Origin of the sequence: Paenibacillus sp. 2KB_20 (assembly GCF_052115765.1) — a bacterium.
Classification (GTDB): domain Bacteria; phylum Bacillota; class Bacilli; order Paenibacillales; family Paenibacillaceae; genus Paenibacillus_AQ.
This window is the reverse complement of the sequence record NZ_JBFRHH010000005.1, coordinates 471728-484017: the sequence shown is the minus strand read 5'-3', so window position 1 is coordinate 484017 and position 12290 is coordinate 471728. Positions and strand designations below refer to the sequence as shown.

Here is a 12290-nt window from a genome sequence, read left to right as displayed (position 1 = left end):
ACATAATGGCTGTTCAGCAAGGAAGTAAAGAACGGCATGTGCAGGCCTTGGCGAAGGCCGAAGCCGCCATCGCTGCAATCAGGGAAGAGGCCGCGCGGGAACCGTCGCGGCACAAATACCACTTTATGTCGCCTGCCCGTTGGATTAACGATCCGAATGGTTTCATTCAGTTTAAAGGAGAATACCATCTCTTTTACCAGTATTACCCTTACGGAGACCGCTGGGGCGCGATGCACTGGGGACATAGCAAATCGAAGGACCTCGTGCATTGGGAACATCTCCCGGTGGCGCTCGCGCCGAGTGAGCCTTACGATCTGGATGAGCGGGGCGGATGCTTCTCCGGTTCGGCCGTGGATCATAATGGAGTATTGTACCTGTTCTATACCGGAACGGTTATTCGTGACGGTGAAGTGGTGCAAACGCAGTGCCTGGCCACCAGCACAGACGGCATTCATTTCGAAAAATATGAGGGCAATCCCGTGATTGCCCTCCCTCCCGAAACGGGTTCGAACGATTTCCGTGATCCGAAAGTCTGGAAGCACGAAGATAGCTGGTATATGGTCGTTGGCTCCTGCAAGGACGGTCGGGGCAAGGCACTGCTGTATCGTTCGCCTGATCTGCGGCAGTGGGAATATATCAATGTCCTGGCCGAAAGCGACGGCGGTCTCGGGACGATGTGGGAATGCCCGGATTTCTTTCCGCTGGGTGATAAGCATGTACTGATGTTCTCGCCGATGGGCATGGGAAATACGAAAACCGTCTACTTGGTGGGGGACATGGACTATACCACCGGAATATTCAACTGGGATGTGCAGGGCGAGGTGGATGTTGGCTTCGACTACTATGCGCCGCAATCGTTGCTGGACGACAAGGGTAGGAGAATTATTATCGCCTGGTTGAACTCCTGGGATTGGATGCCGTGGTTCAAGGATTTTGCGCCACCCACACAAAAGGGCTGGTGTGGGTCCATGTCGATTCCACGCACGGTGGAGCTGGATGAAGACGGAAGGCTGAAATTTCTCTCGATAGCCGAACTTGCTTCTCTGCGGGAGAAAGGCCGGTTCAGAAGCAGCGAACAGCAGATTGGGGCAGACATGGAAATTATTCTGGACGATCTGGCGAGCGAGGCGTGGGAGATGATCGCCGAATTCGATCTGGAGGATTGCGATGCCAAGGAATTTGGGTTTAAGCTACGGGTTTCCGCAGACCGAACCGAGGAAACGGTGCTCTCTTACTTTCCAACGACAGGGATTTTGAAATTCGACCGCAGTCGATCCGATGGCTGGAGTGAAGGTATATGCGAATTTAAATTGGAGGCGTTTGGGCAGAAAAAGCTGAAGCTTCATATTTTGATGGATACCAGCGTTGTGGAAATTTACGGCGATGAGGGACGTACAGTGATGACCCACAATTTGTTTCCGCATCCGGGCAATATAGTCACTCTTCTGTTCAGCCGAGGCGGATCCGTGAGCTTGACCTCCTTCCAGTCCTGGAAGCTACGTTCCGTTTGGTGAGGGGGGGGCCTAGTAGATGTTTGATGTGGTGACGATGGGAGAGTTGATAATTGATTTTACGCCCGCCGGGAACTCGGAACAAGGGCAGGCTTTGTTTGAATGCAACCCCGGCGGGGCACCCGCCAATGTAGCTGTGCTGCTGGCGAAACTGGGGATGAGAACGGCATTTCTGGGTAAAGTGGGAACCGATCGCTTTGGTGAATTGCTGCGGAACACTTTGCAGAAGTACGGCGTCAATACGGAGGGATTGAGGTTCTCTGAGGAAGTCCATACCACGTTGGCGTTTGTTCACCTGACTGAGCATGGGGAGCGTTCCTTCAGTTTTTGTCGTAATCCCGGTGCGGATCTTACTCTGGATGAGAACGAATTGAATTACAATCTCATCGAGAAGTCACGGGTGTTTCATTTCGGTTCATTGTCCATGACGGCGGAACCGGCAAAAACAGCAACTCTCAAAGCTTTGAAGCACGCCAAAAGACAAGGGCTTCTGATTACGTTCGATCCCAATCTCCGTGAATCGCTGTGGAATTCGTTGGCGGACGCGAAGAAGGCAATCGAAGAGGGGCTGTCCTTTGCGGATATTCTGAAGGTATCCCAGGAGGAACTGATCTTTCTGACAGGAAGAATAGATCCGGGCGAAGGCACCTTGCAGCTGATGCGGAAGTTCGACATCCCCTTGATTTTTGTGACGCTGGGGGAACGGGGATGTTTTTACCGTTATCTGCATGCGGTTGGGACGGCGCCTGCCTATCCCGTACGAATGGTTGATTCAACGGGAGCGGGAGATGCTTTTGTCGGAGCGGCGATCGGCAAAATTCTGGGAATCCCCGACGGCTTTAATGGGATGACCGTTGACGATGTGGCTGAATGTGTCCGTTTCGCCAATGCTGCCGGCGCGTTGGCCACGACCCAAAAAGGAGGAATCCCTGCATTGCCGGATAGAGCCAGGATCGAACGCTTTTTTCGGGAATTAAAGTAATGGTATGCAACTCTCATATGAAGAAAAGCTCTTGTCTCTCTGGTCATTGCCCCGTCAAGTAGACAATGAAAAAAGAGATTCTATTAAGCGGCGACTTTTTCCCGGAATTCAATGGGGGAGAGGTCGCCCAGTTTGTTTTGGAAACGTTCCATGTTGTAAAACGAAATGTACTCCGTAATTTGACTTCTTGCCTGCTCCAGATTCTGAGGTTTCTCCAAATACAACTTCTCCGTCTTTAAGTGCGAGAAGAAAGACTCGATACAAGCATGATCATAGCAGTTCCCACGCCGAGAATGGCTTCCTGTGAGCTTCTTCTCTTCAAGCAACTTGTCATAGCTTTGTGTTGTATACTGAAACCCCTGATCCGAATGGAGCTAGGAAGGTCCACATTTCAGTTTCTTCACTGTGTCCGTAACCAGTTTTAAGTCATTTCGCTCGGAGAGTTCCCAGGCTACAATTTCGTTGTTGAACAGGTCCATCACCACCGAGAGATACGCAAAATCATGCCCAATTCGGACATACGTAATATCCGTCACAAGCTTTCTGCACAAGAGCTGCCACCGAGAATTCCCGATTTTGGACATTACGGAACAGAACGGACGGTTTCCGGCCAGCAAATGGACGTTTCTTGCGAATCACGGAACGAATCTGAAGTTCTCTCATTAAGCGGCGTACCTTTTTGTGATTCACCACAAGGCCTTCCTTGCCTAACGCGGTTCGCATACGTTTGTAGCCGAAATAAGGACGAAGCCGGTGAATGCCTAAAATATGTGATTTTAGATCCGCATCCGGATCTGCTCGTTTCTTTCGGAGGGCAGCATTTTTCATCCATTTGTAGTAACCTGCACGCGAGATTTCAGCCATTTTACACAGCCAGACCACAGGTGCCCGCTTGCTTATTTCTCGAACGGACTGGCACCGGGCTTCGAAATCCAGCTTCCCTCTCCGTGCAAATTTGGATTGAGCTTCTTTAGATATTCTACCTGCGCTTTCAGATAGGCATTTTCTTCTTCTGCACTACTAAAATGTTTCTTCGTCCAACGTCCCCGGTAATCCTCAAAACTCTCGCCGTTTTGGCTTTTACGAACCCATGTGATAATCTGGCTCTCGCTCTTAATCCCAAACTTCTCCATGATCCGTTTGTACGCCCAACCTTCTTCCACTCGCAGACGAACGGCTTCTTTCTTTGTTTCTTCACTATATCGATTAAAGGTTTGGCCTTTCTTTGCTGACATAACAAAAATCCCCTCCGGTATCCAGTGTTTGAGCTCATTGTAACATGTCCTCTTTTTTCACTGTCTACCCTGAGGAGATAATACCACTTATATGGCTCTTATTGTGTTCATGATGCCAAGCGGGAGAAGCGGCGACAAAGACCCTTCTGAAGACCGATACGCAAATACATCGGCTGCAGGAAGAAATATCCATGAGGCTAGATATGATGGATATAGAATGAAACCAGCGGTTTAGTGAGAAACGGTAGTTTCTTCACAAGTGACCGGGAATGGCAGGCAACCCATTTCCGGAAAATCCAATACGGGGAGATGTAAGAAGTGACAACGTTAATCGAATTCAAAAACGTAACCAAGGCCTATTCAATCGGCGAGGTGACGATTCAAGCCCTTGCGGGCGTTGACTTCTCCATATTGGAGGGGGAATTCGTCGTGATTCTAGGGGCCAGCGGGGCGGGGAAAAGCACGATTTTGAATATTCTCGGCGGGATGGATACCGCTACCTCGGGACAAGTGTTTGTTGGAGATCAAGAGATTACGGGATGGAGCGAGAAGAGATTAACCGAATATCGAGGCGAGAAGGTTGGCTTCGTATTTCAATTCTATAACCTGATTCCGAATTTGAATGCGCTGGAGAACGTGGAATTTGCGACAGAGGTATGTAAGGACCATCTGGACGCCCGTGATATTTTACATAAGGTTGGACTAACGGATCGTTTGAAGAACTTCCCTTCCCAGCTCTCTGGCGGCGAACAGCAAAGAGTTGCGATCGCAAGAGCGGTTGCCAAGAATCCCGCGCTTCTCCTCTGCGACGAACCCACCGGTGCTTTGGATTATGTGACAGGAAAGTCGGTGTTAAAGCTTCTTCAAGATTTGAACAAGGAAACGAAGACATGCGTCGTGCTGGTCACCCATAATTCGGCCATCGCGCCGATGGCGGATAAAGTGATCCGCGTCAAGAGCGGGAAGATCGAGAGCATCACGATCAATGAGCACAAACAAAGCGTTGAAGGGATCGAGTGGTGATGAAGATTTTAGCGTTGAAATTATTAAGGGACATGAAACAATCGGTAGGACAATTCATAGCCATTGTTTTGGTTATCGCGGTGGGAGCTTTTTTCTACACGGGGCTGGTTACCTTGAGCGACAATCTTAGCGCCTATACGAAGGGGTATTTTCAAGAACATAATCTAAGCGACTTGAACGTCTATTACGGTGAAATTTCCGCAGAGGATGTTGCGGATTTACGGAGCATCGAAGGCATTCAACATATCGAAGGGCGTTACACCGTCCAGGTCGAACAGGCTTTTGAAGATGATAAAGCTACATTAACGGTGCATTCGATCCCCGTACCGAATGCAACCAACACGTCCAGGATGATGGAGGGCAGGATGCCAGAAGGGCCAAATGAGATCCTATTGGACTCCCACTATGCCGAGGCGCATCATTACCGTGTCGGTGATTCCATCAGCATTCGTGTGAATGACAAGGATATGACGTTCACGATTAGCGGTTTGAACGAGAATGTGGAGCATGCCAAGAAGAACGAAACCCAGGACCATCAAGCTTTTGGAATAGCTTATATCCCCGAAGAGACCATATCTGAAATCGCAGGCGGCATGTTTTACAATGAGGTCATGATTACTGCCCAGGATGGTTACGATATTGACCAGTTAGGCCAGGCCATTGAGGCACATTCCCAGTCACTCCCTTATGTAAGCCAGGTCAGCAAAGAACGTACCTTCAATTATTCCCAGACCCAGCAAACGATCCATAATAATAAGCTGATGAGCAGGGTGATCCCGATCGTGCTCTTTTTGATTGAAGCGGTGATCCTGTTTCTGATCATGTCAAGGGTTATCGATTCTCAGCGAAATCAAGTGGGCATTATGAAGGCATTAGGGGTGAAAAATAGAAGCATCATGCTTCACTACATGGGCTACCCTGTGCTGGCGGGTGTCATCGGCTCCATCTTGGGCTATGCCATCGCCGCCGTCCTGTTCATTCCACTCATTACAACGTCGATTGGAAGATCCTACTCCCTGCCTGACCTAACGTTCTCCCTTTCGTTATTTTCGATCCTTCCTCCGATGATATGCTCCTGTGCTTTTGGCATGCTGTCCTGTTATTTCAGCGGCAGAGCGATCTTGCAAGAACGTACTGCCCAGGCGATGCGTCCGAAACCGCCGAAGAAGATGAAGAAGCTGCTCATCGAGAAAGTTCCGGGGATGTGGAGTCGGCTGCCCTACAGCTACAAGCTGATTCTAAGAAATATATTCTTAAATAAGCAAAAAGCATTAGCGAGCTCCGTTGGTGTTGTGGTCAGTACGGTTTTGTTGATCACGGCTTTCGGTACGCAGACGGCCCTGCTCAAGGTAGCTAGCCAAATTGAAGAGGTAAATATGTATGATTTACGAGTCGATTATTCGATGGGCTCGTTCCCGGATCAGGCAGCACTGCCCTCCGGCATTGCAGACCATTATGGGTTGTCCACCTACCCTGTGGAATTCATCCAAGGGGAAAACAAAGAAAACGCTGCGCTCGTGGTTACGGAGCAGGATAATGAGTTGATTCGCTTTTATGATGAAAAAGGCAATCGGCTATCGTTAGAGGAACATGGCGTGCTGGTACCGAAATCTTACGCCGATCAGTATCATATTGCTGAAGGGGATACGATTCAGATTCAATTTACGGCACCGGAGTTTAACCAAACCATCGTCGATATGAGGGTTCTGGATATATCCACACAGTATTCGAATCCGTCGTTCTACAGCACACCGGGCTATATGAAGAGCTTGGGTATAGACTACAATCCATCCTCGCTGTTAGTGAGCGTCCAAAGCGCTGCAGATCTGGCGGGAGTTCGCAGCTTCTTTGAACAAGACCCGCAGGTGGATGCCATTGCAGACAAGGATGATCTCAAGAAATCAGCGCAATATATGCTGAAGCAAAACAGCTTTATCTTCATCATGTTTATCGTCTGCGCCGTCATTCTGTCCTTCGGCGCCATCTACACCATCTCTTCCATCAACATTTATGAAAGGAATCGTGAGCTTGCTACGCTGAAGGTCTTAGGCTACCCCAAACGTAAAATCAATCGGCTGATCTTCTCTGAAAACATGCTGTTAACCGCTTTTGCGGTCATTGTCGCCCTGCCGATCAGCGGTTATGTCTATTCAATCATCATCCAGGCGCTATCGAGTACGCATCAGCAAATCCCGGATCAATTAAACCTAGTGATCCTGCTGGCATCGGTTGTGCTGGCATTCTTACTGACCCTCCTCTCCAACCTCATGCTTCAGAAAAAGGTGACTCGGATTCACATGATTGAGTCATTGAAGGGTGTGGAGTGAATTGTATTCCTGCTTAATTAACTTTTTGCGTGTTTATACTTGTTTAGTAAAACTCTAGAGTAATGGATTTTTTTGAGCTACCAGAGGGAACATATCCTTGGATAAAGATGTGGGAGTATCAAGGACAGCTTTCTATTTTCGTATCCGGAGAAAAGGTCAATGAGCAAGAAAATGATGGGCATATGAAAGACTTTTGATGTGTTGGTGAAAGAAGATGTTTAAAGGTTGAGTTATTGAGGGGTATATTGAGAAGTAGAGTAATATAGTAGACGGTTTTCAGACAATAGGTGTAAGTAGGGATAAGCTCAAGAAGGAAGGCTTGAGGGAGTTTTCTGTTGGCAAGATTGAGGTAGTTGGTGACAAAAAAGGACGTGAGCGAATCGCGTCCTTTTTTTATTTGTGATTGAGGGATGCAGGATGTATTTCCATCCAATGAAGATCAATGATCATATTTCCGTTTTTTAATAATCCAGTCCGATAAGTCCATTGATTTGATCTTAATGAAGTTGCTAACTCTGCTTGCGATAAGGTGTATTTATCTCCGTCAACGAATCTATGGGGTGCACTTCAAGGTGTGCCCAGGGCCATTGTGTTTACCAAGTGCCTTCCTAAATGGTATACGAGATTACCTAAAATTCAATACTTTTAGTAGGATCAGTGTTTAAAGAAATCAACCAATCTCCACCTTCTTTTACCAAAACAAACACATTTTCGCTTTCTATACCATTATCAGTTTTCATGTTTGTAAGAAATTTGTAGGTGCTGTCATCAACTTTTTTTGATTCAAGAATTTTAAATGATTTAATCGTTGGTTGATTTTCGATGGAATCAGCAAACAGTTCTTTATCCGGTAAGTTATCTGGATTCAATAAAGTATAAGCTTCATCAGACTTCTTTTCTTCTACTAGTTTAATATAATTTTTTAATACGCTCTCCGGATGATTTTTGTTACTGCAACCAATTAAAATTACAAAAAACAGTAAAAATAACATAATAATTCCAAATTTAATAACAACTTTTGTCATTATTACCTCCTAATTGCTTATATAGTATGGCTATATGTGTTATATTATACCTGTAATTATACTATTTTATCAAATTTTAGGAGGTATCATTGATGAAGAAAAAGTTAAGACTTGGTTTATCTTTGACATTGCTAGTCGGTTTGTTAGCTCCGAGCTCTGTATTTGCTCAATCATCTTATGAGGACTTGCTAAACGCACCTGAAAATGGCTCCGCAGTATTTGTAGAATCTGAACCATCTGAGATCACTCCTTTTGCTGCATATGGTAAAATTTATTATACAGCTGATTATGAGGTTACAACTAATTACCGGATTCCAAGGGATATTGTTGTACCTAGCTCAACATTAAATTCTATTAGAATATCCTCAAGTGCGACACCAAACACTAACCCTAGCACTAAAGATTATCAGGTAGTACTTGATGAATTCAGCACTTGGTCAGGTGGTTATATTGGAGTCCAAACCGTTACGATACCTGTTAATGTTAGTCGGTATGAATACTTCGAGAACCTTAAAACCAATACAGAGTATCGATTGAAAATTGTCGGAAACGTTAAAGGTACCATAACAGCTTACGAGCAAACGAGGTAAATAGGTACATAAGTTAACAGAAGACTAAATAACAAAGACCCTGCCAGCATTTAGCCGGTGGGGCTCTTTTTGATATCGACAAGTGTTTTTCCGAAAGGAAGAGCATCGATTTTAGAATGGCAGGTACCATGACTTGAGAAAGCACCACACCCTTTTTCATGAGGCGTGGCGCTGTTGTAATTGACTTCTAGCAATCAAAGTTTAACCATCAACTACACTCATTTGCGCATATCCGGTTGTGCTGTACGTACTCGCGCGAGCCCCATAGGCGGTGTTACGAACCGGGTTAGTCAGATATATTTTTCCGCCTTGTTTAACGTTATTTACATAACCCAGGTCCGCACCAGTGTCAATATTTGTGAAACCACCATTATAGCTTGTCCCTGGTAAAGAGTCGGCTATCATCGTAACTCTGTTGGCGCTGGTATAAAAGGTATAAAACGGCAGTGTCGCTGAAGAATTGGATGGTTCAAATAGATAGACGAACCCTACATAATTCGCGGCCAGGATCTGAAAATCATAAGCTGTCAGCTTAGCTAACTGTTCTTTGCGCACGTCCTCTTTCAATTTAGGGACTTCCCAATCCGGAAACAGGTCCGAAAATTCAGGAAGCTCTTCAATGGTTCCATCTGGCAGCTCGTATGCAACCTGGCCATCAACAGTCCAAGAAGTGCTGTAAATTATTGAATTCCTTGCGTCCAAGATTTCGTCCTTCCATTCCTCAGGCGATAAGTCAAGGTCCTGATACGCGAGTTCCTTTTGTGACATGGAAGCGTAGTGATCCTGTCGATCATTCGCAAGAGCAAGGCTCGGAGTGAGGAGAAGGATAAGAGTCAGTACCGAGAAAAACGAGAGAGCGTTTTTTTTCATAGCCGATAGCCTCCATTCTAAAATTGGGAATTTGGGTTTCATAAGTGCTGTATTATCAAGTGAAGTATTATGCTGTTCCATGTGAAGATGTACGTTCATTGTCCAACGGAACCACCTCCAATACATGAGTGTTACATTATTTGGCTTTCATTACATATATGTTCTAATGTAGCGATCCGGGGACAAGTTTCTTCAATAATTTAATAGCATTTTTATGATGATCCAGATTTTATCTTGTTTGTTTAGGTTTGACATCTATATAAGACAAATGTAGAATGTTATGTAGACAATTGTCTTAAAGGAGTTGATTCACAAAACGATGAAAAAGCTGCCTGATGCGGAGTTTGACATTATGAAAGTGGTTTGGGCCAATGATCCCCCTGTAACGACCCAAATTATTATGCAACAGCTTGGAAACGAAAGGGGATGGAAAGCGCAGACGGTCATTTCCCTAATGTTACGGCTAATGGAACGAGGTTTCATTCGAGCTGAAAAAAAGGGAAGAGAGCGCACTTATTTTCCTCTTATTAGCAAGGAGGACTACCTGAAATTTGAAACGGGCGACTTTATGGAGCGTTTTCATGCGAATTCCTTCTTCAGCTTGGTTGCTACGCTGTATGCTGGTAACAAGGTAAAGGACAGCGACTTAGATCAACTAGAAAAGTGGCTGAAAGAAAAGAGGGAGTGATATGCAGGGATTTTTAGTAACCCTGATCCATTGCTCTGTTTCAATGTCGTTGATAACGCTTGCGTATTCGGCAATACGGCCCCTTTTATCAAAACGATATGCCGCAAAGTGGATGTATAGGGTTTGGTTGCTGATTGCGGCAGGCTGGATATTCCCCTTTCGTCCCCGGATCGACCAGTTAATTCTCCATGTGTCCATCCCGGATATTCCTGTAGCTTTTGCCCAATCAATGCCGTTCATGGACGTAAGCGATATGGGTAACGCTCGGGGAACAATCCCTTTGTGGTGGCTGCTTGCAGCGATTTGGGGATGTGGCGTTGTAAGCATCGTATTGTATCATGCCCTGCGGCATGGTCGCTTCATAAAGACGGTACGCCGATGGAGTGAGCCTGTTATCGATGCGAAGGTTTTGGGGATTTTGAACCGTGTAAGATCGGAACTGAGGATTACCAAACCTGTAGGGTTAAGCGTATGTGAGAGTGTTACAAACCCGATGCTCGTTGGCTTTTTCAGACCTGTCATTTTACTTCCGCCTATGAAACTGTCAGATGATGTATTGTCACTGATTCTAAAGCATGAGTTGATTCATTATAAACGGCACGACCTTTGGTATAAGGCCATGATTTTGACGGCAACCGCGATTCATTGGTTTAATCCGGTGGTTTATCTTATGGCAAAAGCGGCTGCGAAACAATGTGAAATCTCCTGTGATGCATTGGTTTTACAGAATGCAGATCATCAACATCGAATGCAATATGGGGAGACCATTATTGCCGTTGTCAGGAATGGTGCGAAGCTCCAAACAGGATTATCAACTAATTTTTATGGAGGAAAAAAAGACTTGAAAAATCGGATATCTTTAATTATGGACCAAAAAGGGAAGAAGGCGGGCATTTTGATCTTTTGTATGGCTCTGGCGGGCATTATATGGACCGGATCCGCGCTAACCGATGAAGCTAATGCAGACGACCAGCAAGCATCTATTGGTACTGAGACTGTTACTTGGTCTTATGACAGCGAGAGCCCTATTGATAACGAAGTAACCCGCCTCAAGGAGTTGCTGCGCCGCTACGCAAATAATTTAGACTCAAGTAATAAATAAAGAGAAGGCAACTTTTTTGAACTGACTACCGCGAAGTAAACCGCCATTTAAAAGCTATGTTAAGCAACCTGAGTCCAGTTGTCGTACGGGCTTAGGTTGCTTTCATTTTTTCAGGATATTGTTTGGAAGGATTATACCTATCCACGTACTACAGCAGAGTCAATTCCCGGATCTTTCGCCGCCGCTTAATTTTCCATCCTGCCTTTCTAGATAGAAGTCCTCAGCTTTTTTTTGAATTTTGAAGAAATTGTTAAATCGCCCCTTTTAATCCGCTTATCGAGTAAACTATAAATACCAAATATTAAGAGATTATATAAAATAATACCTTAATTGGAGAATTAGTATGCGGAGAAGGTGGTGAGAGGATGATTCTAAATGATAACCAACGACGTGTTATTAAAGCATTATATTTGGAGATGTATTTTTTGTTGTTTGCATATGCACAAAACATGTTGAGCGACCGTTCACTAGCTGAAGAAGCCGTTCAGGACACATTTAGAATTGCGTGTGTTAAAGCCGACAAACTCTTATTTAGCCCCAATCCGAAAGGTTGGCTATTAAATACGTTAAAGAATGTTATTAAAAACAAAGTTCGCAGTCAGGTGTACCTCCGTAATTTCTTGAAGTTAGATGAGAACGTGATCCCTGGGAATAGTGATGCACTCGATATTGATTTTATGTACTCTGACTTAACCAATAGTGAGGACTATAAATTACTCAAAAAGATTGCTCTGGATAAGTACTCGATGTTGGAGGCAGCTAAAGAAATTGGGATTTCTGTAGAGGCTTGTAAAAAACGTGTTCAGCGAGCGAAGAAGAAGTTGAAGAAAAGTTTTAAAAAAATGGTTTAAACAGCTGGCAGCATACAAAAAAAGGGGCCATGCGCTCTGGTCCAAAGGAATAACGGAACAGTACCGTTTCTGGGTATATCTAAGTG

The 12290-nt window shown here is 45.3% G+C and carries 10 protein-coding genes and 1 pseudogene; 8 read left to right on the top strand and 3 right to left on the bottom strand.

Going from position 1 to position 12290, the window contains the following annotated elements:
- Positions 1–5: 5 nt before the first annotated feature.
- Both AB4124_RS16705 and AB4124_RS16700 read left to right on the top strand, forming a co-directional pair.
- Positions 6–1514, top strand: a complete 1509-nt coding sequence (locus AB4124_RS16705) for a glycoside hydrolase family 32 protein (RefSeq protein WP_441973544.1) — start codon at positions 6–8, stop codon at positions 1512–1514.
- Positions 1515–1530: 16 nt separating this feature from the next.
- Positions 1531–2493 (top strand): carbohydrate kinase family protein, encoded by a 963-nt coding sequence (locus tag AB4124_RS16700; protein ID WP_441973543.1) that lies wholly within the window; start codon positions 1531–1533, stop codon positions 2491–2493.
- 83 nt (positions 2494–2576) lie between these two features.
- On the opposite strand, the pseudogene AB4124_RS16695 reads toward AB4124_RS16700, so the two are convergent.
- Positions 2577–3728: pseudogene (locus AB4124_RS16695) on the bottom strand (IS3 family transposase).
- Between the two features lie 318 nt (positions 3729–4046).
- On the opposite strand from AB4124_RS16695, the gene AB4124_RS16690 reads away from it, so the two are divergent.
- Together AB4124_RS16690 and AB4124_RS16685 are read left to right on the top strand one after the other, a co-directional pair.
- Entirely contained in the window at positions 4047–4751 is a 705-nt protein-coding gene (locus tag AB4124_RS16690; RefSeq protein ID WP_430108292.1) for an ABC transporter ATP-binding protein, read from the top strand.
- Positions 4751–7078, top strand: a complete 2328-nt coding sequence (locus AB4124_RS16685) for an ABC transporter permease (protein ID WP_441973574.1) — start codon at positions 4751–4753, stop codon at positions 7076–7078. Before AB4124_RS16690 ends, AB4124_RS16685 begins: the two co-directional genes overlap by 1 nt.
- Positions 7079–7707: 629 nt before the next feature.
- Here the strand turns inward: AB4124_RS16685 and AB4124_RS16680 are convergent.
- Entirely contained in the window at positions 7708–8103 is a 396-nt protein-coding gene (locus AB4124_RS16680) for a DUF4878 domain-containing protein (protein WP_441973542.1), read from the bottom strand.
- Positions 8104–8195: 92 nt separating this feature from the next.
- On the opposite strand from AB4124_RS16680, the gene AB4124_RS16675 reads away from it, so the two are divergent.
- Positions 8196–8693 (top strand): hypothetical protein, encoded by a 498-nt coding sequence (locus tag AB4124_RS16675; RefSeq protein ID WP_076325491.1) that lies wholly within the window; start codon positions 8196–8198, stop codon positions 8691–8693.
- 201 nt (positions 8694–8894) lie between these two features.
- Here AB4124_RS16675 and AB4124_RS16670 read toward each other — a convergent pair whose 3' ends face one another.
- Positions 8895–9563 carry a hypothetical protein gene (locus tag AB4124_RS16670; RefSeq protein WP_441973541.1) on the bottom strand — a complete coding sequence of 223 codons (669 nt, stop codon included), beginning with the start codon at positions 9561–9563 and terminating at the stop codon, positions 8895–8897.
- A gap of 319 nt (positions 9564–9882) precedes the next feature.
- Between AB4124_RS16670 and AB4124_RS16665 the strand changes: the two genes are divergently transcribed.
- From AB4124_RS16665 to AB4124_RS16655, 3 genes are all read left to right on the top strand, one after another.
- Positions 9883–10251 (top strand): BlaI/MecI/CopY family transcriptional regulator, encoded by a 369-nt coding sequence (locus tag AB4124_RS16665; RefSeq protein WP_076325489.1) that lies wholly within the window; start codon positions 9883–9885, stop codon positions 10249–10251.
- Between the two features lies 1 nt (position 10252).
- Positions 10253–11353: a M56 family metallopeptidase gene (locus AB4124_RS16660; protein WP_441973540.1), complete on the top strand. Its 1101-nt coding sequence runs from the start codon at positions 10253–10255 to the stop codon at positions 11351–11353.
- A 365-nt stretch (positions 11354–11718) separates the two neighbouring features.
- A complete protein-coding gene (locus tag AB4124_RS16655) occupies positions 11719–12204 on the top strand; it encodes an RNA polymerase sigma factor (RefSeq protein ID WP_441973539.1) in 486 nt (161 codons plus the stop codon).
- Positions 12205–12290 lie beyond the last annotated feature (86 nt).